General features: G+C 72.0%; 17 protein-coding genes. 4 read left to right on the top strand and 13 right to left on the bottom strand.

Translation table 11 applies throughout. The features are described 5' to 3' along the window. The first annotated feature begins 6 nt into the window (after positions 1–6). Positions 7–1,602, top strand: a complete 1,596-nt coding sequence (locus ADL01_RS22470) for a vWA domain-containing protein (protein WP_053743824.1) — start codon at positions 7–9, stop codon at positions 1,600–1,602. Positions 1,603–1,788: 186 nt separating this feature from the next. On the opposite strand, the gene ADL01_RS22465 is transcribed toward ADL01_RS22470, so the two are convergent. The 3 genes from ADL01_RS22465 to ADL01_RS22455 all read right to left on the bottom strand — a co-directional run bounded on the left by ADL01_RS22465 (position 1,789) and on the right by ADL01_RS22455 (position 3,959). Beyond that, a complete protein-coding gene (locus ADL01_RS22465; RefSeq protein ID WP_053743857.1) occupies positions 1,789–2,196 on the bottom strand; it encodes a rodlin in 408 nt (135 codons plus the stop codon). A 165-nt stretch (positions 2,197–2,361) separates the two neighbouring features. Continuing rightward, positions 2,362–3,372 (bottom strand): LCP family protein, encoded by a 1,011-nt coding sequence (locus ADL01_RS22460; RefSeq protein ID WP_234354752.1) that lies wholly within the window; start codon positions 3,370–3,372, stop codon positions 2,362–2,364. Between the two features lie 176 nt (positions 3,373–3,548). Then, on the bottom strand, positions 3,549–3,959 hold the full coding sequence (locus tag ADL01_RS22455; RefSeq protein WP_053743822.1) for a rodlin: 411 nt from the start codon (positions 3,957–3,959) through the stop codon (positions 3,549–3,551). Between the two features lie 254 nt (positions 3,960–4,213). On the opposite strand from ADL01_RS22455, the gene ADL01_RS22450 reads away from it, so the two are divergent. Both ADL01_RS22450 and ADL01_RS22445 read left to right on the top strand, forming a co-directional pair. After that, positions 4,214–4,624, top strand: coding sequence for a rodlin (locus tag ADL01_RS22450; RefSeq protein ID WP_053743856.1), 411 nt, complete (start codon positions 4,214–4,216; stop codon positions 4,622–4,624). A gap of 306 nt (positions 4,625–4,930) precedes the next feature. Further along, positions 4,931–5,158, top strand: coding sequence for a chaplin (locus ADL01_RS22445; RefSeq protein ID WP_053743855.1), 228 nt, complete (start codon positions 4,931–4,933; stop codon positions 5,156–5,158). Between the two features lie 300 nt (positions 5,159–5,458). Here the strand turns inward: ADL01_RS22445 and ADL01_RS22440 are convergent, their stop codons facing one another. Beyond that, positions 5,459–6,727: an NAD(P)-binding domain-containing protein gene (locus tag ADL01_RS22440; RefSeq protein WP_053743821.1), complete on the bottom strand. Its 1,269-nt coding sequence runs from the start codon at positions 6,725–6,727 to the stop codon at positions 5,459–5,461. Next, entirely contained in the window at positions 6,727–8,079 is a 1,353-nt protein-coding gene (locus ADL01_RS22435; protein WP_053743820.1) for a hypothetical protein, read from the bottom strand. Before ADL01_RS22435 ends, ADL01_RS22440 begins: the two co-directional genes overlap by 1 nt. A 186-nt stretch (positions 8,080–8,265) precedes the next feature. Here ADL01_RS22435 and ADL01_RS22430 point away from each other — a divergent pair, with 186 nt between their 5' ends. Next, positions 8,266–9,660 (top strand): glycoside hydrolase family 26 protein, encoded by a 1,395-nt coding sequence (locus ADL01_RS22430; protein ID WP_199834895.1) that lies wholly within the window; start codon positions 8,266–8,268, stop codon positions 9,658–9,660. A 22-nt stretch (positions 9,661–9,682) separates the two neighbouring features. On the opposite strand, the gene ADL01_RS22425 is transcribed toward ADL01_RS22430, so the two are convergent. The 8 genes from ADL01_RS22425 to ADL01_RS22390 are packed head-to-tail and all read right to left on the bottom strand — an operon-like array spanning position 9,683 to position 19,156. Further along, entirely contained in the window at positions 9,683–10,834 is a 1,152-nt protein-coding gene (locus tag ADL01_RS22425; RefSeq protein ID WP_053743819.1) for a GNAT family N-acetyltransferase, read from the bottom strand. Then, entirely contained in the window at positions 10,831–11,475 is a 645-nt protein-coding gene (locus ADL01_RS22420; protein ID WP_053743818.1) for a hypothetical protein, read from the bottom strand. Before ADL01_RS22420 ends, ADL01_RS22425 begins: the two co-directional genes overlap by 4 nt. Further along, positions 11,472–12,650, bottom strand: coding sequence for a glycosyltransferase (locus ADL01_RS22415; protein WP_053743817.1), 1,179 nt, complete (start codon positions 12,648–12,650; stop codon positions 11,472–11,474). The genes ADL01_RS22420 and ADL01_RS22415 overlap by 4 nt, the downstream gene beginning before the upstream one ends. Before the next feature lie 4 nt (positions 12,651–12,654). After that, the gene (locus ADL01_RS22410) at positions 12,655–13,344 is read right to left on the bottom strand and encodes a polysaccharide deacetylase family protein (protein WP_053743816.1); all 690 of its coding nucleotides are present in this window, start codon (positions 13,342–13,344) and stop codon (positions 12,655–12,657) included. A gap of 46 nt (positions 13,345–13,390) precedes the next feature. Beyond that, a complete protein-coding gene (murJ, locus tag ADL01_RS22405) occupies positions 13,391–15,184 on the bottom strand; it encodes a murein biosynthesis integral membrane protein MurJ (RefSeq protein ID WP_053743815.1) in 1,794 nt (597 codons plus the stop codon). Further along, a complete protein-coding gene (locus ADL01_RS22400; protein WP_053743814.1) occupies positions 15,181–16,521 on the bottom strand; it encodes an O-antigen ligase family protein in 1,341 nt (446 codons plus the stop codon). The genes murJ and ADL01_RS22400 overlap by 4 nt, the downstream gene beginning before the upstream one ends. Positions 16,522–16,526: 5 nt before the next feature. Beyond that, positions 16,527–17,975 carry an exopolysaccharide biosynthesis polyprenyl glycosylphosphotransferase gene (locus ADL01_RS22395; protein WP_053743813.1) on the bottom strand — a complete coding sequence of 483 codons (1,449 nt, stop codon included), beginning with the start codon at positions 17,973–17,975 and terminating at the stop codon, positions 16,527–16,529. Then, positions 17,972–19,156, bottom strand: a complete 1,185-nt coding sequence (locus ADL01_RS22390; RefSeq protein WP_053743812.1) for a glycosyltransferase — start codon at positions 19,154–19,156, stop codon at positions 17,972–17,974. The genes ADL01_RS22395 and ADL01_RS22390 overlap by 4 nt, the downstream gene beginning before the upstream one ends. Positions 19,157–19,160 lie beyond the last annotated feature (4 nt).

Raw genomic sequence — 19,160 nt, 5'->3', positions numbered from 1 at the left:
CAGCAGATGGAGCGGACCAGGACGCGGATTCACCGAATACGACGCCTGCGAGGCACCCTGATCGCACTGACGGCCACGAGCGGTCTGCTGCTCACGGGGTGCAGCGGCGACGACGGTGGCAGCGGCCAGAGCAGCAAGGCGGACAGCCGGCAGAACTCCGGCGGCGGCTCGGGATACGCACCCGCACCCGCCCCCGCCCAGGGCAACGGCTCCGGCGAACAGCGGGACGGCGACCGGAGCGAAGGCGAACAGGACGACACCGAAGGCGACTTCGCCCCGTCCCCCGACTACCTCTCCACCTTCGCCCTCGACGTCGACACCGCCTCGTACGGCTACGCGCGCCGTACCCTCGCCGACGGCCACCGCCCCGACCCGTCGACGGTCCGCCCGGAGGAGTTCGTCAACAGCTTCCGCCAGGACTACGAACGCCCCGACGGCAACGGCTTCTCGGTCACCGTCGACGGCGCCCGCACCGACCGCGCGGACTGGTCCCTCGTCCGCGTGGGCCTCGCCACCCGCACCGCCGAGCAGCGGGGCGAACGCCCGCCCGCGGCCCTCACCTTCGTCATCGACGTCTCCGGCTCCATGGAAGAGCCCGGCCGCCTCGACCTCGCCAAGGACTCCCTCGGCGTGATGACGGACCGACTGCGCGACGACGACTCGGTGGCCATCGTCACCTTCAGCGACGAGGCCGAGACCGTCCTGCCGATGACCCGCCTCGACGGCCACCGCGACCGCGTCCACCACGCGATCGACGCACTGGAACCGACCGATTCGACCAACCTCGGCGCGGGCGTGCGCACCGGCTACGCCACCGCCGTGAAGGGCCTGCGCGAGGGCGCCACCAACCGGGTCGTGCTGATCTCGGACGCGCTGGCCAACACGGGCGACACCGAAGCCGACTCGATCCTCGACCGCATCTCCGGCGCCCGCCGCGAACACGGCATCACCCTGTTCGGCGTCGGCGTGGGCAGCGACTACGGCGACGCATTGATGGAAAGCCTCGCCGACAAGGGCGACGGCAACACCACCTACGTGTCGAACGAGACCGACGCCCGCAAGGTGTTCTCCGAGCAGCTCCCGCGCAACCTCGACCTCACAGCCCGTGACGCGAAGACCCAGGTCGCCTTCGACCCGGAGACGGTCGCCGAGTTCCGCCTGATCGGCTACGACAACCGCCGCGTCGCCGACGACGACTTCCGCGACGACCATGTGGACGGGGGAGAGGTGGGCCCCGGCCACACGGTGACGGCCCTGTACGCCGTCCGCACCAAGCGGTCCGCCTCGGGCCACCTGGCCACGGCAACGGTCCGCTGGCTCGACCCGGAAACCCGCGAATCGCACGAGGAATCGGGCCAGTTGGAGACGCGGTCGGTGGACAAGGCGCTCTGGGACGCCCCGCCGCGCCTCCAGGTCACCGCGGTGGCCGCCTACTTCGCCGACGCCCTACGCAAGGGCGACGACGACCGGACCCCCCTGCCCGGCGCTCCATCGCTGGGCGAACTGGCCGACAGGGCAGACAAGTTGGCGGACACCACGGAGGACAAGGCGGTACGCCAACTGGCCGAGGCGATAGACCAGGCGAACCGCTACGAAGACTGAACGGGCGCCCCACAGAGGCGCGGGGAACCGCGCGACCAGCCCCCACCGTCCCGCAGCCGACAAACCACGACTGCCCCCTCGCTCCGCAGCCCGACGGAGTACCCACAAGCGGAGCGCCCCGCACAAAAGCCGAACGGCGGGCCACCGGAGAACCGGTGACCCGCCGTCGCAACCGAGCGGGGAGGCTCAGCTGTTGCCGGCGCCGTTGCCGGACAGGATCGGGATGTCGTCGATGATGTGCGACAGGGGCTCGTCGCCCTTGGCCTGCGTCGAGTTCTCGACACACTGCTGGTTCTGCGGGGACGACAGAACGTTGACGTCCTGGACGGCGATCGGCACAGCGCCGGCGAGGGCACCGAGGTTGAGCTTGGCCGGGAGGCCGATGCACGGCTTGTTCAGCGAACCCTGGACCAGGGAGAGCTGCGGGCTCATGTCACCGAACGTGGCCGAGTTGCCGAACTCCTGCTCGGCACCGTTGCCGCTGATGGACGTCGTGCCACCGTCATCGGCGATCGCCAGGGCCTGGGGCGCTGCCGTGGCCGAGATGGCGGCGACGGAGGCGGCGAGGGCCGCGGTTGCCCACAGCTTCTTCATGTTCATTCCCTTCGAAAAGCGGACTCCGGTGAGGAGCTGCGTGATCGTCAACGGTTCAACCCTCGCCAGGGTTGCGGTGATTGCCCCGTTTGGCCCAGCGGGAGAAGTGTATGAGCGGTCGTATGGGGTAAAACGGGTCGTTTGCCTCCCGCCCAGCCGCCCTGCTCAGGGACACGCCAGCCGGTTCCCGCGCACCGGCACGTCCTTGCCGAACACCGGCGGATCGGCGGGCTTGGGATCCGTACCCGCCGCGATCAGCGGCCGGTCCTCGCGCACCTTGGTGAACATCGTCTTGGCCTTCGCGGCGTCCCAGCGCAGAGTCGAACCGATGCCCGTCTTCGGCGGGTTGAACCCGGCGGTCGGCACGGTGGCGAACTCCGTCCGCGTGGCCGGTAGCTTGCTCAGTGCCGACGCGAGCGAGACCAGTGCCTTCACGCCGTCCTTCCCGAAGCCCTGCTGGACCTTGGCCGGACCGAGCAGCGTCCGGGCCACCCGGCCCATGGCCACCGGGTCGGTGAGCACCTTGCGGGCGGTCAGCTGCTCCAGCGCCGAGACCAGGAACCGCTGCTGCCGCTGGATCCGCCCGAGGTCGGCACTCAGGTCGACATGCCGCGAGCGGACGTACTGCAAGGACTGCCCGCCCCCCAACAGATGCTGTCCCGGCGCCAGGTTCAGCTTGGTCTTGGAGTCCTTGAGCCGCCGTTTCGTGCACACCTCGACCCCGCCGACCTGGTTGACGGCGTCGATGAACCGCCGGAAGTCGAGCTGTAGGTACTGCTCGACACTCACCCCGGTCGCCGCCTCCACCGTCCGCTCCAGGAGCGTCGCACCGCCCTCCGCGTACGCGCCGTTGAGCTTCGCGGGATGCGCGGGGCGCTGTTTCGCCGATGCTTTGGGTTTGTACGCCGGGATCGTGGCGAAGGAGTCGCGCGGCAGGCTGATCACGCTGACGCGGTCGCGCTTGGCGGACACGTGCACGAGCATCATCACGTCGGCGCAGTTGCAGGCGACGCCGCCGGCGTGGAACTCGCGGCGTTCCTGCTCGGTGATGGTGGCGCGGCTGTCCGTGCCCAGCAGCAGGATGTCGGTTCCCTTGGCGGGGGCGGCGCCACCCGCGGGTCTCAGGGGCGGCTGCTGTGGCGCGCCACAGCCGATCGCGGTCGCTGCACACAGCAACGCGACACCGCACAGGCGGGAAAGACGGGAAAACCGGAACAAAGGGTGTCTCGTCGTCACCTGACGCAACGTAGGCCAGCGGGCCGCCGAGAAGTCGACGGCCCGCTGGCGAAGGCTCGAAGTGAGCCCGGATGTACGCCCGGCTCAGTTGGCGCCGGTGGTGCTGGTGGCGGTGATCAGTTGTTGCCCACGCCGTTGCCGGACAGGACCGGGATGTCGTCGAGGATGTGCGACAGGGGCTCGTCGCCCTTGGCCTGCGTCGAGTTCTCGACACACTGCTGGTTCTGCGGGGCCGACAGAACGTTGATGTCCTGGACGGCGATCGGGACGAAACCGATGAGGGAACCGGCGTTGACCTTGGCGGGCAGGCCGATGCAGGGCTTGTTGAGGGAGCCCTGGATGAGCGCCATCTGGGGGCTCATGTTCCCGTACGTGGCCGAGTTGCCGAACTTCTGGATGGCGCCGTTGCCGCTGGTGGACGTCGTGCCACCGTCGTTCGCAATCGCCATCGCCGGGGTGGCGACCGCAGCGGTGGCACCGACGACGGAAGCGGCGAGCGCCGCAGCAGCCATAACCTTCTTGATCACTTGCAAATCCCTTCGGAAGAAACCCCGTCCACCGGAGCCGCTCTGATCAACTGCCCTTCGGGACGGGTGGTTGCTCCGGTTCACTCCGATGGCTCACATGGAAGGCTGTTCGGTCGGATGCGGGCGATGCGCGGTTCCATGAATTTTCGGGTCGGGAACGGGCCAATCGGGTGAAGCTTCGCAACCAATCGCCGCCCATCCGGTTGATGCGGAAGCAGGAACGTGTGTCTCTGCCAGGAAAGGAAAGCGAAATGCTGAAGAAGGCAATGGCCGCGGCGGCGGTAGCCGCATCTGTCGTCGGAGTCTCGGCGGCGGCCGCCCCCCAGGCGCTTGCCACAGCGGACGACGGCGGCACCACGTCCGTCAGCGGGAACGGGGCGGTCTCGAAGTTCGGCAACTCCATGACCAAGGGCGACATGAGCCCTCAGATGAGCCTCGCGCAGGGCACCCTGAACAAGCTCTGTGTCGGTCTGCCCGTCAAGGGCAACGTGGGCTCCCTCGTGGGCGTTCTCGTCCCGGTCGCCGTCCAGGACATCAACGTTCTGTCCGCTCCGCAGAACCAGCAGTGCGCCGAGAACTCGACGCAGGCCAAGGGTGACGAGCCCCTGTCGCACATCGTCGAGGACATCCCGGTCCTGTCGGGGAACGGCATCGGCAACAGCTGACCGCCGTCGGCTGACCGGTCGTCGACAGCCCTCCGGTCGCCCATAAAGCAGCTCGGGCAGCCTCCGCACACGGTGCGGGGGTTGTCCGAGTTTTTATCGTGCCCAGATTTCGTTCAGCCTTTCGTGTGGATCGTGTTTCCTGTCGATCCGGGGCGTTCGAGTGAATTACCTGGGGGACCACGTTCCGTAGTTTCTTCGGCTGTCTATCCCTCGTTTTAGAACTGCCGGTCATGGTGCGAGCCGTTCATGCTGTGCTCGCTCGGCCTCTGGCCGACACAGGGCATGACCGCAGAGAAGGGAAACTTCATGAAGAAGAGCGTTGCTGTCATCGCCGGCGCGATCATGGCGCTCGGACTGGCCGTCCCGGCCTTCGCCGACGCCGAGGCCGAGGGCTTCGCCGCCAACTCCCCGGGTGTGCTCTCCGGCAACGTGATCCAGATTCCCATCCACGTTCCGATCAACGTGTGCGGCAACTCGATCAGCGTCATCGGGCTGCTGAACCCGGCGATCGGCAACACCTGCATCAACGACTGACGTCGTCGCACCTGCCGTACGGCGGTGTCTGGGCCGGTCTTGGAGAGCCTTTCGGTGCCAAGGCCGGCTTTTTCTCACCTCTTCCCGAGTCGGACACCCCTGGCGGCTACGGCGACACCCCGCCGACGAAGCCTCCGACGAAGCCGCCCCACCTGCCGCCCACCGGCAGGAACGGATAGCGCACGCCGAACGAGCTGCGCGCCCGCAAGGGGCGCGCAGCTCGTTCCTCAGGGGCGCGGGGAACTGCGCGACCAGCCCCCACCGGACCCGCACCGACCGCACCCGCACCGACCGCACCGCCTATCCAGCGGAGCGCACCCCCTCGCGCCGCCGCCTCGGCCCCGGCACCACCGCGTCGCCCGCCGGGACCCCCGCCCGCAGTCGGCGCCGTACCCCTCGTACGAGCGTCTCCGCCGTGAATGTCGCGCCGTGCACGAAGCGCATCGCCGGGCCGAAGCCGGACGCCGTCACCAGGCCGGCCAGGAAAAGGCCGGGGTGCGAGGACTCGAAGTGGCGCCCGACCGCCGGTGAGCCGTCCCCCAACGCGTCCAGGCTGCCGCCGAGTTGGGGGTCCAGCAGGCTCAGCCGGTCGCACGTCGCCCTGAACCCCGTGGCCGCGATGACGTGTTCGGTCTCCAGGGAGCGCCGTTCGCCGGACCGGGTGACCGTGTCGAGCCGTACGCCGCTGGCGCCCGTCAACTCCCTTGCCTCCGCGACCTCCTGGCCGACGAGCACCTCAACCGCCGGTTCGACGCGGTCGCGTACCCACCAGGCGCCCGCCGGGCCCAGGGCCGTGGCGGCGATCCGGGCGCGGGTCGGTTCCGGGAGGCGGTGGAAGAGACCGGGGCGTTCCGAGTAGAACCAGTTGCGCCAACCGCAGCCCAGGCCGCTGTGCGGGGCGCGGGCCGAGCGCCACCAGGGGCGCTCCCACGGCGGCGGCACGTCGTTCCAGTTCAGTTGCTCCGCGCGGGCCAACACCCGTACCCGGCTGCCCTGTTCGGCGAGGAGGGCGGCCGTTTCCAGGGCCGCCTGGCCGCCGCCGATCACCGTGATGTCCCGGCCGCGGAAGCGGTCGAGGTCGCTGTGGTGGCTGCTGTGCGAGACCAGGTCGGGGCCGAGGCCGCGCAGCGCGCCGGGGATCTCGACGAAGGGCAGCACGCCGATCGCCAGGGCGACGGTCCGGGCGCGTACCGTCTCGCCGTCCTCCGTCACCGCCTCGAAGCCCCCGGCGACGGGCGTCACCCGGATCACCGTCCGTTCGTCGACCTCGGGCACGGCGTTGCGGGCGAACCACTGGCCGTACGAGGCGAACATCTCCAGCGGGATCGGTTGCCCGTGCCGTGCCTCGACGCCCTGGCCGGCGCAGTACGTGTCCAGGCGCCAGCGGGAGTCGGGGTCGGACAGGTTCGACGCCCAGGGCTCCGACTTGAGGTACATGCCCCGGGGCATGTGATCGCGCCAGGAGGCCATGGGCCGGCCGAGGACGCGCAGGCGCAGGCCGGCGCCGGCGGCGTGGGAGGCGATGGACAGGCCGTAGGGGCCCGCGCCCACCACCAGCAGGTCGTACATCAGTAACTGTTCGCTTTCTCGTCGTCGGTCAGGGAGCTGTCGATCTCGGTCGGGAGGGGACTCGTCGCCTGCCGTACCACGCGTGCAGGCGTTTCGTACCGCTCATCCCGTTCATGCAATTCATGTAGTTCTTGCAGATCGGTCTGTTCGGTTCGTTCGGTCCGTTCGCACAGGCGGCGCAGCCCGGTCGGTAGGCGGCGGGTGGCGTGCCGGGCCCACAGGGGCCACATCGCCCAGCCGGGCGCGCGGTCGTCGGGGGCGTGCCAGGCCAGTTCGCGGCCGGCCGGCGCCGGGCGCAGCGCGCTGAGCGGCGCGTAGTTCTCGACGACGAACGCCCGCCCGGGCCGGGGCGCCCCCTCGGGCATCGGACGGTGGGTCAGGTCGAGGTGCTGGGCGCGTACGACGTCGAGCCCGGCCGTGTCGCTGAAGAGCCGGAACTGGGCGCCGGGGCGCGGGTTGAAGTCGAGCAGGTGGTAGGCGCCAGTGGTGGCGCAGCGGCGGAAGTCGAGGTCGAAGATGCCCCGGTAGCCGAGTTCGGCGATGAGGAGTTCGGCGAGCGCCTGCACCGGCGCGTTCGGTGTCCAGTGGCCCACCGCAGTGAGTCCGGCGCCGCGCGGCCAGGCGTGGAGTTTGCGGCCGGGGCCGCCGCCGCGCACGGTCCCGGTGCGGTCGGCGTATCCGTGGCAGAACCAGTCGAGGTCGGGTCCCGGCGGCAGGAACTCCTGGAGCAGCAGTCGGCTGCCCGCCTCCCCGGTACGCAGGAACAGCTCTCTGGCCTGCCGCGCCGAACGTACGACGCTCGTGCTGCGCAGGTCGCTGCCGGCCGGGAGCAGCCAGGGCCGGCTCCATTTCGCCACCGTCGGCAGGCCCAGCCGCCAGGCCGCGGCGGCTGCCTCGGCCGAGCTGTCGGGGATCAGTGTCAGCGGGTGCGGGATGCCCGCGGTCGCGCACATGGCGGCCAGTTCGGCCTTGTCGGCGACCCGTTCGGCGAGCTCGCCGGGCTGCTGCGGCAGCAGATAGGCGGGCGCCAGTTCGGTCCGGGCGCGGGCCACGGCGACGGCGCTCGCGTCGTCGAGCGCGATCAGTACGGCCGGCCGCTCGATCTGGGCGGCCACCCGCAGCAGTGCGCGGGCGATGTCGGCGGGGGCGGCGCCGGGCGGGGGCGGCGGATGCAGTTGGCGTACGAATCGGGATCTGCGTACGGGACTTCCGCCGACGTCGGCGATCAGGTGGACGTCGACGCCCGCCCGGCCGAGGGAGCGTACGGCGCCCAGAGTTCCGTGGTGAAAGGGATTTCGGTCCGTCCGCACGAGGACGGCGGGGACGCGGGTGTCGAGCAGTGACGCGGACATTTTATTCGGGTTTCCTTCGGGTCGGTTCACTCGTGCGGGCGAGCGGAACACTCGAAAGTCCTAGGTGCGGTGGCGGCATTCATACTCATATGACTGAGTGTCAGTAGGCGGAAAAGCAGGACGAGAACGACGAGAACGAAGAGAACGACGAGAACAGTGAGTACGCGCGTGGAGGAAGGAGCAGGCATGGCCCCACACAAGCGACGGGCCCGCACCGGACGGCTGGCGTTCCTGGCGGCGACGGTCGCCGCGTCGGCGGTCCTGGCGGCGGGGCCGGGACACGCCGCGGGCGCGGGGGTGGCCGATCCTCCCGTCCCCGTACCGGACACGGTCACCCAGCCGACAGCGCCCACCGGGGTCGTGGCGCCGGTCGCGCCCGTGACCCCCGAGCCCCCGGTGGCTCCCGAGCCCCCGGTGACTCCCGAACTCCCCAAGCCGGAGCCACCGGAACCACCGCAGCCCCCGGAGCTCCCGGAGGCTCCCCGGCTCCCGGAGGCTCCCCGGCTCCCGGCCTTCGGCGCGTACGTCGACTACGACGGCGCCCGGGGGACGGCCAGGATCGCCGAGCTCAGCCGCTGGCTGGGCGACGCCGACCTGACGGTCGGGCACACCTACCTGCCGGGTGACCGGTGGAACAACATCGAGGGGTCGCCCGGGTTCCTCGACGTGTGGGCGGACTGGCGGCGTGCCCAGGAGGACCGGCTGTTCGTCCTCAACGTGCCCATGGCGGAGCGCAACGAGGAGGGCCTCTCCGACCGTCAGGTCCAGGTAGAGCTGCGGCGCGGCGCGGCCGGTCTCTACGATCACCACTTCCGCGCCCTGGCCGAGCGGCTGGTCGAGCTGAAGCTCCCCGACACGGTGATCGTGCTCGGCTGGGAGATGAACGGCATCACGTACACCCATCGCTGCGGGCCGGACCCGGAGGCCTGGAAGAGGTACTGGAACAGGATCGTCACCACCATGCGGGCGGTGCCGGGCCAGAAATTCCGGTTCGATTTCAATCCGACCCGGGGCAAGGACGCCATTCCGTGGACGCAGTGCTATCCGGGGGACGACACCGTCGACATCATCGGAATGGACGCCTATGACCAGCCCCAGGGACTGTCATTCGACGAGCAGGTGAGCGAGCCCTACGGACTCCAGGCGCATGTGGATTTCGCCAAGGCGCACGGAAAGCCCATTTCCTATCCGGAATGGGGGCTCTTTCGCAACGGCGACAATCCGGAGTACATGCGGCGCATGCTCGCGTGGATGGACGAGCACAAGCCGCTGTACAACACGCTGACCGACTACTGTCCGCACGGTGTGTGGCAGTGCGGCAGCAATCCGAAGGCGTCCGAGGTGTACCGCCAGTTGCTGACGGGCCGTAAGGACACCGAGCCGACCGTGCCGACGCCGGTCCCGACGCCGGTTCCGACACCGGTCCCGACCCCGGAGCCGCCGAAGCCCACGGACCCGGTCACCCCGCCGGTGCCGCTGCCCCCGCCCAACTGCTCGCCGCTGGACCTGGGCGACTGGGTGGAGTACTGGATGGGCGGGAAGCTGTGCCTGCGCTTCGACTGGTGGTCGCGCAACTGGTGACCGCCCGGTGGCGGCGGGTCGTTCACGATCCGCCGCCACCGCTGCCGCTTCCGTTTCTGGTGTCGTTTCCGTCGCGTTCGCGCAGCCGGCGCAGGAGTTCCTTGCCTCGGCTGCGGGCGGCGACACCGCACACGACCGCCGACATCAGCGGTGCCGTCAGCGGCCGGGCCAGCAACAGCCTCTGGTTGACGACGGGTTCGGGGCGCCAGTGGTGCTTGTACGGCTCGTCACCGCGCAGCAGGCTCAGCGTCCGTTGCCCGCCCGTCCCCGTGTGCTGGGCGCAGGCGTCGAGCAGCATCACGGCGACGTCCGCCTTCCGTTTGCGCAGGCCCGGGTGGGCGCCGTACAGATAGCCGCCCGCGAGGCGTCCCGACAGCAGTGTCAGGTCGACGGCGACCACGCTGCCGTCGAGGCGGAACTCGGTGACCACGGCGTCCCCGGAGCGCACCATCGGGCCCACCGAACGGGCGAGGTGCTCGCGGAACCGGGGTTGGAGGTGTTCCGACGTCACCTTCCGTCCCTGCCACTGGAGTTGGTGGAGTTCGAGCAGACGCGCCAGGGCCGCGTCGACCTCGTCGGGGCGGACGGCGCGTCGTTCGACGCCGAGCGCGGTCAGCTTGCGCAGCTTGGCGCGGACGCGCTGAGCCTTGGCGGCGGGGAGGCGGGAGAGCAGGCCGTCCATCGAGACGGCGGGCAGCTCCAGACACACGGAGTCCCTGACCTGGCGGCGCGGCCCACGCCAGCGTTCGTACACGCGTTCAGCCGCGCCGCCCGGCCGGACCTCGCGGAGGTCGATCAGAGCGGTGCGGGCGGCCTCGGAGAGCCCCTCGGCGAGGGCGTCGGCGGCCTCGTCGGCCGTGTCGTCGTCGAGGAGCACGTCACCGTAGTCGGAGATCGCGCCGCCGAGCGGCACCAGGGCGGGCAGCGGGCGGTGTACGCGCATCAGCGGGGCGGCGGCGAGGAGTTCGCCCTCCGGATCGCGGACCACGACGATCCGCAGCCGGCCCGCGACGCCGTACGACAGCCACCACGAGTGCAGCCACGCATGGCTCTGGAACGGGGTCGCCGCGCCGCACCGCCGATACAACCGGCCCCAGGCCGGGGCGAGTTCCACGAACGCGGCTTCGTCGCTGACGACTTCGGCGCGTAGCGCGCCCGTGGCCGTGACCGTCACAGCTGGCCGTGGACGTCGGCGGCGATGGCCGGGCTCGGTACGGAGGCCGCGGGCACCGGTTCCTCCGGGCGCCGTCGTGGCCGCACCAGCAGCACCAGCCCGCCGAGCAGCCCGCCGGCGCTCGCGCCGACCAGCCCGGTCACCGTGGCCGGGGCCGACGACGGCGCGGCCGGCTTGACCGCGCGCGAGAACTCGAGCAGCTCCACGTGGGTGGAGTCCTTGGTGTCGTTGGCGTGCCGGGTGAGGGAACGGGCCACGGCGTTGGCCATGTCGGCGGCGAGTTCGCGGCCCTTGGAGGTGGCCGACACGGCGACCATGGGCGCGTCCGGTGAGGTCGCCGTCTGCACGCTCGACCGCAGCGTCGACACCGGTACGCCCGCCCACACCTGGGCGTCCCCGAGCACCGCGAGCTGCGTGGCGACCCGCCCGTACGCCTGTGCGAAACCGAGCGCCGACGCCTGGTCGGAATTCTCGGTCGGTACGGCGACGACGTAGCTCGTGGCCGTGTAGGTGGGCGCCTTGAAGGTGCCGTACGCGCCGCCGAGGAGGCCGCCGAGTACGGCGCCGGCCGCGAGGAGGGTCCACGGGGGGAGGGCGCGGCTGCGGGCGGTGAGGCGCGGGGCTCTGGCGTTCTCGGTCATGAGGATGGGGCTCCCTGAGGTGACGGGGACGGGGACGGGTGCGGGAACGGTGTCGTGGAGGGGGTGGTGAGGGTCGCCGCGTACACGTCCATGAGCTGGGCGGCGCTGCGGGTGATGTCGTAGTGGTGGGCCGCGGCGGGGGGCGTGCGCTCCCGTGGGCCCAGTGCGCGGACCTCGGCGAGGGCGCGCGCGAAGGAGTCCGCGCCGCCGGGTACGCGCCGGGCGCCCTCGGCGGCCTCCGGGGGGAGGTCCTCGACCGCGGGGCAGGAGACGTACCGGACGGGCAGCCCGGCGGCCAGCGCCTCCACGACCGCGAGGCCGAAGGCCTCCTCCGGGGAGGGTGAGGCGAGCAGGTCCATCGCGGAGGTGAGGGAGGGCAGGTCGGGGCCGGGGGTGCCGTCCGGAACGCAGGGCCGTTCGCCGGTGAACAACACCCGGTCGGCCACGCCCGCCGCACGCGCGGTGCGCCGCAGGACGTGCTCCTCGGGGCCGCCTCCGACGAGCAACAGCCAGTAGTCGTCAGGGAGTTGGGTCAGGGCGCCGATGACGTCGCCGAAGCGTTTGCCCGGTGCGAGCCGTCCGATGCCGCCGACCACGTACGCGCTCTCGGGCAGCCCGAGCTGTTCGCGGGTGCGGCGTCGGGCGGCCGGGTCGTAGCGGAAGCGGGCCAGGTCGATGCCGTTGGGGACGACCTCGATCCGGGGCGCGGGCACACCCCAGCGATGGAGCCGCTCGGCGACCGTGGGGGACACGGCGACGGTGGTGCGGCCGAGCCGTTCGCCGGCGAGGTACAGCGCGCGGACCCCGGTGGTCAGCCGCCGCCCCTCCATCTGGGAGTCGCCCAGGGAGTGTTCGGTGGCGACGATCGCCCGTACGCCCGCGAGCCGCGCGGCGATCCTGCCGTACACGCACGCCCGGTAGAGGTGGGTGTGCACGAGGTCGTAGCGGCCGGAGCGGATGACGTTCACCAGGCGGGGCAGCGCGGCGAGATCCCGGTTGCCGGCCATGCCGAGGTGGACGACGCGGACGCCGTCGGCGACCAGGCCGTCGGCGACCGAGCCCGGGTTGGTGAGCGTCACGACATCGCACGCGACCGGCAAGTGCCGCAGCAGCAGCCGCAGTTGGTGCTCGGCGCCGCCGACCCCGAGACCGGTGATGATGTGCAGTGCCTTCACCGCGTCACACCCCCTCGACCGGTCGCCGCCGCAGCGGGTGCAGGCGGTACTTGAGATGCAGGCGTACGGCGGTGTCGTCCTCGCCGATGTGTACGCGGGGGAGGACGTGTACGCCGCCCAGCCGCCCGGGGTCGATCGCGCAGCCGTATCCGTAGCCGGCCGCCCGCACGGCGTCGGCGGCCCGCTGGTCGACCGTCCCGTACGGATAGCAGAACCCGTCGATGGGAGCACCGCTCAACTCCGAGAGCAGCGCTCTGCTCCCGGCGACCTCGGCGCGCAGCAGCTCGTCGTCCGCCTTCGTCAGGTCGACGTGGGTCAGCCCGTGCGAACCGATCTCGATGCCGGCCGCCGCGGCGGCACGGATGCCGTCCGCCGTGAGCAGCGGCCTGCGCGGACCCAGCGGATCCCAGGCGTTCTCCCCGCCGAGCCGCCCCGGCAGAACGAAGAGGGTCGCGCCGCAGCCCCAACGCTCCAGCAGCGGCAGGGCGTTGGTCAGGAAGTCGGCGTACCCGTCGTCGAAGGTGAGCCCGACCATCCCGCGCCCCTCTCCCCGGGCACGGGCGGCGAGCAGCTCGCCCACGCCCACGCCCCGCAGCCCGCGCCGGCGCAGCCATCGCAGCTGGGCGTCGAGGCGCTCGGGCGTGACCGTGATCCGGTACGGGTCGTCCGTGCGGTCGCCCACGGAGTGGTACATCGCCACCCAGGGGACGCGGCCCGCGCGGGCGGCTCTTCGGGCCCGGTCAGCGGACCCGGTAGCGGCGGCGGGGACGGGCGTGGGCAGGGGTGCGCTTGCGGACATGCGAAAGCCTTCGGGTCATGGAGTGTGCGGAACGGAGTGCGAGAACGAAGCTCTGCACGGCCTGGGCCCGCATGAGCCGGCCGAGCAGGAAGTAGACGACGGTCACGGTCGCGGTACCGGCGGCGAGTCCCGCCACGGGCCCGTCGATCCGGCTGGCCACGAACGCCCCGGCGGCCGTCGCGCACACCGTCGCGCGCACCGGCTTGGTCAGTTCGACGACCACGTGCCGGGTCCGGATCGGCACACTGCGCGGACCCATTCCGTACAGCAGCAGCGCCGCCGACAGGGTGATGCCGGCCGCGTTGGCGGCGGCGATCCCGCACACCCCCCACGGGCCGACCGTCCACGCGCCGATCCAGGACGTCGCGACGATGCCCGCGGTCATCGCGGCCAGCGGGTACCAGGTGGGCCGGTTCGAGGAGAAGTACGAGCGGACGAGCGCGCCGACCAGCGTGTGCCCGAGCAGCCCGAGCGCGTACACCCGCATCACGGTGGCCGTCGCCGCGGTGTCCCGGGGGGTGAACGCGCCCCGCTGGAAGAGGACTTCGATGATCTGCGGCGCGCAGGCGACCACCGAGGCCGCGCCGAGCAGCACCACCCAGGCGGCCAGCGCGATATCGCGCTCCACCCGGCTGCGGGCCCGCTCGGTGTCACCCTGCGCGATGGCCTGCGCGACCACCGGGAAGGTGACCGTGCACAGCATCAGCGACAGCGTCATCGGGATCTGCGCGACCTTCTGCGCGTAGTTCAGATGCGAGATGGCCCCAGCGGGAAGCGTGGAGGCGAGGAACCGCTCGATGAGCACCTGCGACTGCCGGGTCAGCGCGAAGAGGAGCACGGGTGCGACGAGCGCGAACGCCATCGGCGCCCCAGACGCCTCCTCCACCACGATCTCGTCCGCCGCGGCCGACCGACGCCGCCGCAACTGTCGTAGAACAGAAGGAAGTTGGGTGACGACCATCAGTGCGCCGCCCACCGCCACCCCGACCGCCGCCGAGCGCACCCCCCAGCGCCCGCCCAGCACGAACATCGCCGTGATGATGCCGGTGTTGTAGGCGACGTAGATCGCCGCCGGCGCCAGGAACCGCCGATGCGCGCGCAGGGCCGCACTGCAGTACCCGGCGAGCCCGAAGCTGAACACGCACGTGGCGGTGAGGCGGGTGCAGTCCACGGCGAGCGACGGGTCGGGCAGGCCGGGGGCGAGCGCCTCGACCAGGTAGGGAGCGGTGGCGATCAGCAGGCCGCCGACCGCCGCGAACGCCAGCGCCAGCCGGGGCAGCGTCGTCGCGACCAGCGCCCGCACCGGATCGCCCGGGGCACCCTGGGCGCGCCGGGCCAGCGCCATGCTGAACGCCGGGATCAGGACGAAGGCCAGCCCGTCCTCGATGAGCAGCGTCGACGCGAACTCCGGCACGGTCCACGCGACCAGAAAGGCGTCCGTGTCACTGCCGGCCCCGAACAGCCGGGCCAGCGACTGGTCCCGGACCAGCCCGAGCAGGGCGCCCGCGACCGAGAGGACGGCCGTGACGAGCGTGGCCTTGGCGAGGAACCCCCGGGAAACGGGGGCCAGTTCGGCGGTGTCGTGGCCGGCGCTGCCGTCGCCGCCGGGGCTGTCGGTGCTGCCGGCATCGTGTTCCCCTTCCTCTCCGCTTCCCTTCGTGACCGGCGATGCGGCGCGTGCCGAGGGCAGCGTCACCCTGATCTCTCCCCCCGTCCCAGGAGGCGTCACGGTCATCGCGCCGAGGCCTTCTGCAGGTCGTCGGCGCCGACGAGGGCCCACCAGGCGACGAACCCGAAGGCGACGGCGGTCAGTACGGTCGCGGGCCCGCCGATGTCGGCGTACAGGAAGTCGATCAACTGCCAGATCAGCAGTCCGCAGGCGGCGAGCGCGCAGTCGAGCCCGTCGCCGGACGACGACCGCCGGGCCCGCACCAGCCCCCGCAGGCCGCACACCAGCAGCGCCAGCCAGCTGCCGCCGAGGGCCAGCAGCCCGATGAGGCCCTGCTCGCTGAGCACCAGCAGATACATGTTGTGCGGGGACAGCAGCGGCTGCTTGCGGAACGCGGCGCCCGCGCCCTCCGTGTCACTGCCCGAGGACAGCGCCAACGAGGCGTGTCCGTCCCGATGTTCGGGAAAGCCCTTCAACCCGACGCCGATGAGCGGGTGTTCGCTCCACATGTCGGTCGCCGCCGCCCACATCGTGTACCGGTCGGTGACCGACTGGTCGGGGGCGTCCGCGACTTGGCCGATGCTGCTGATCCGCTCCTGCAACATCGCCGTACCGATACCGAGGCCGCCGACCAGGACCACCGCCGAGGCGGCCACCACCGCGCCCACCGTCAGCGCGCGCCGCATCCCGGCCAGCGCCAGTTGCAGCGTGACGGCCGCCGCCGTGGCGATCCATGCGCCCCGGCTGAAGGAGACGGCGAGCGGCGCGAGGAGGACCAGGGCGCAACCGGCGGCAACGGCCCGCTGCCGAGCGGCAGTTGCCCCAAGGGCAAGCCCCACCGCGCACATCAGCCCGAAGGCCACCACGGTCGCCATGCCCATCACGTCGGCGGGCCCGAAGGTGCCCACCGCCCGGAGGTCCTCGCCTTGGTAGGAGGCGCCGGTCCCGGTCGCGTACTGGTGCACCCCGACCGCCCCCTGGAACAGGGCGAAGGCGACGAACGCCCAGGCCAGCACCCGGAAGTCGCGGCGGTCCCGGACCAGCAGCACCACGGACGCCGGGACCAGCACGAAGATCTGGAGGTAGCGCCCCAGGCCCCCGATCCCGGCCGCGGGCGACGACGCGCCCACGGCCGCGACCGCGAGCCCGACCACCGGCAGCCCGAGCACCACGGCGGCCGTACGGGACAGCGGGCGCCGCCGCTCCCGTACGAGCCGGATCGCGCAGTACAGGACCAGCAGCCCGGAGACGGCGTCGGCCGGGGTCGCTCCGCCGTCGGCGCCCTGTGCGGCCGGCAGCGTGAGCAGGGCGATCACCAGGATCACGGGCAGGAGCGGAGCGATGGACGCGACATACGTGAAGGGCACGCGGCGCGGCAACGTCAGCACGGGGCTGTGGCTCACTGCGCTCAACTTCCTGTCGGGCGGACGAGCGTGGCGGCGGTGCGCAGCAGGATGCAGATGTCCTGCCACAGCGACCAGTTGTCGATGTACGCGTTGTCGAACCGGCAGCGGTCCTCGATCGAGGTGTCACCGCGCAGCCCGTGGATCTGGGCGAGCCCGGTGATACCGGTCTGCATCCGGTGGCGGGCCGCGTAGCCCGGGTAGGTCTGGCTGAACTTGGCGACGAAGTAAGGGCGTTCGGGCCTCGGACCGACCAGGCTCATGTCGCCCCAGAAGACGTTCCACAGCTGGAGGAGCTCGTCCGTCGAGGTGCGGCGCAGGAGACGGCAGAACCAGTTCATGCGCCGCTCGTCGGCGACGCTCCAGCGGGTCGCCGACTCCATCTCGTCGACCGGGCGGTGGGTGCGGAACTTGAGGAGGGTGAAGGGCCGCCCGTCCTTGCCGATGCGCTCCTGCTTGAAGACGACCCCCGGCCCGTCGGTCAGCCGCAGCACCACCGCGCACAGCAGCAGCAGCGGCGAGATCAGCAGGAGCAGGGTCCCGGAGACGGTCACGTCGAGCAGCCGCTTGCCGAGGCTGCCCGGCCGGTCCGGTCCCATCGCGAGCCGCCGGCAGGAGAACCCGGCGAGCCGCTCGGCGTTCTCGTACGAGGGCGACTCGGCGTCGACCTCCCACACCGTGCAGCCCGACTCGGCCAACGCCCGCAGCAGCGGCCCCTGTTCGGTCCGTACGGAGGGGTGGACGGCGAGCACGGCGCGGACGCCGTTCTGGATCAGCGCCCGCTGGACCTCCTCGCCGGTGGTCAGCACGGGCAGGCCCACCATGCCGTCGGGGTGGTCGGTGACCAGGCCCACCGGCCGGAGCCCGCACGCCGGGTGGCGCAGGAACGCGGTGGCGACGCGCCGTGCGGTGCCGGCCGGGCCGATGACGAGGGCGGTGTGCGGGCGGCGCAGCAGTGCCCGGCGCCGCCACCAGTGGACGGTCGCGCGGCCCGCCGCACTCGCCGTCGCCTGTACCGCGCAGCCCAGGACAAGGGTGTGCGCGGACAGCGCGTCGACGGGCTCGATCGCCCCGACCAGGGCGGCGAGCGACAGCCAGCCCAGCGTGATCCGGCCACAGACGGCGGGAAGTTCGTCGAGGAACGCCGGCATGGACTCGGGCCGGTACAGCGAGGCCCGCGCGTTCAGCGCGACCACACCGATCAGCAGCACGCCGACGAGAACGGGGTGCCGCTGGGGGCCGGTGAGCGCCAGGACACCGAGCAGGGCGGCGATGCCGTCCGCGGCGAGCAGCGGCAGCGGAGAGGCCGGACGCAGCGCGGGGCGCCGGCCGGCCGGGAATCTGAAGTCGCCGGCGGACCCGCGGGGCGGGATGACCGATACGGCGGATACGGTCGAGAATCCGTGCTCCCGCGGCCCTCCGCCGGGGGAGGGGACGGTACTTTCCGCAGTCACGAGTGGATGGACTCCCTGTACTCGGCGCGCACGGGCGGCACGGCGTGCGCGGTGATCAGCTCGCGGTACACGTCCGCGACGGCCTTGGCGGTGTGCCGTACGTCGTGCGCGGACAGGACGTGCCGGCGCCCCAGCTGCCCCAGCGACTCACGCAGCGGCGGGTCGAGCAGCAGTTCGGAGACGGTCCGGGCCAGCGCGGCGGGGTCCTCGGCCGGCACCAGACAGCGCGGGGCGAGAGCGGCGGGCAGCGACTCGCGCCCGCCGTCCACGTCGGTGACGACCACCGGGCGTCCGCAGGCCATCGCCTCCAGCGGAGCCAGCGCCATGCCCTCCCACCGCGAGGGCAGGACGACCAGATCGGCGGCCCGGTACCAGGGCACGGCATCGGCGACGGCCCCCGCGAACAGCACGGAGTCGGGGGCGAGGGCCCGCAGCCGCCGGGCGTCCGGCCCGTCGCCGACGAGCACGAGCCGCGCCCCCGGCACCCGCTCCGCGACCTCGCCCCACGCCCGGAGCAGCACGTCCTGCCCCTTCTGCCGGCACAGCCGCCCCACGCACACGACGAGCAAAGCGGCCGGATCGACGTCCGCGAGCAGCGGGTTCAGGGCCCGTACGGCGGTGTCCGTGGCCGCCGGGCGGAAGCGTTCGGTGTCGATGCCGTTCGGGATGACCCGCCACTGCCCGGCGATCCCGGCGCGCACCCCCGTCGCCCGTTCGGCGTCGCTCACGCACACCACCCGGGAGGACCAGCGCGTGCCCCACCGCTCCCACGTGAGCGCCAGTGCCGCGGTGGGCCCGCCGACCGCCTCGAACGACCAGGCGTGTGGCTGGAACACCGTCGCCACCCGCCCCCGTACCGCCAGCCGGGCGGCGAGCCCAGCTTTCGCGCTGTGCGCGTGCACGACATCCGGCCGCACCGCCCCGACCACCCGCCGAAGCCGCCGCACCTCCCCGCCGATCGAGGGCCCCGGCGCGCGGGTCGCGTGCCAGGCGCGTACGTCGGCGCCGAGCGCCCTCAGTCGCGCGGGGAGGTCACCGCCGTCCGGGCAGGCGACCGTGACGTGCAGACCGGCGGCGAGCTGGGCACGTGCCAGATCCGTCACGACCCGGGCCACCCCGCCGTCCACCGGCTGGGTGATGTGCAGGACCCGTGGCCTGGGGTCGGGTGCGATCAGTTGCATGCGC

Source organism: Streptomyces sp. NRRL WC-3618, assembly GCF_001280005.1.
GTDB lineage: Bacteria > Actinomycetota > Actinomycetes > Streptomycetales > Streptomycetaceae > Streptomyces.
The sequence above is the reverse complement of the archived record's forward strand: the minus strand, read 5'-3'. Positions and strand labels throughout refer to the sequence as shown.

What these genes read in the sequence shown, in the direction of transcription:
- ADL01_RS22470 (WP_053743824.1), top strand. Translation starts at nt 7, where the DNA reads ATGGAGCGGACCAGGACGCGGATTCACCGAATACGACGCCTGCGAGGC.
- ADL01_RS22465 (WP_053743857.1), bottom strand. Translation starts at nt 2,196, where the DNA reads ATGAAGAAGCTGTGGGCAACCGCGGCCCTCGCCGCCTCCGTCGCCGCC.
- ADL01_RS22445 (WP_053743855.1), top strand. Translation starts at nt 4,931, where the DNA reads ATGAAGAAGAGCGTTGCTGTCATCGCCGGCGCGATCATGGCGCTCGGA.
- ADL01_RS22440 (WP_053743821.1), bottom strand. Translation starts at nt 6,727, where the DNA reads ATGTACGACCTGCTGGTGGTGGGCGCGGGCCCCTACGGCCTGTCCATC.
- ADL01_RS22435 (WP_053743820.1), bottom strand. Translation starts at nt 8,079, where the DNA reads ATGTCCGCGTCACTGCTCGACACCCGCGTCCCCGCCGTCCTCGTGCGG.
- ADL01_RS22430 (WP_199834895.1), top strand. Translation starts at nt 8,266, where the DNA reads ATGGCCCCACACAAGCGACGGGCCCGCACCGGACGGCTGGCGTTCCTG.
- ADL01_RS22420 (WP_053743818.1), bottom strand. Translation starts at nt 11,475, where the DNA reads ATGACCGAGAACGCCAGAGCCCCGCGCCTCACCGCCCGCAGCCGCGCC.
- ADL01_RS22410 (WP_053743816.1), bottom strand. Translation starts at nt 13,344, where the DNA reads ATGTACCACTCCGTGGGCGACCGCACGGACGACCCGTACCGGATCACG.
- murJ (WP_053743815.1), bottom strand. Translation starts at nt 15,184, where the DNA reads ATGACCGTGACGCCTCCTGGGACGGGGGGAGAGATCAGGGTGACGCTG.
- ADL01_RS22390 (WP_053743812.1), bottom strand. Translation starts at nt 19,156, where the DNA reads ATGCAACTGATCGCACCCGACCCCAGGCCACGGGTCCTGCACATCACC.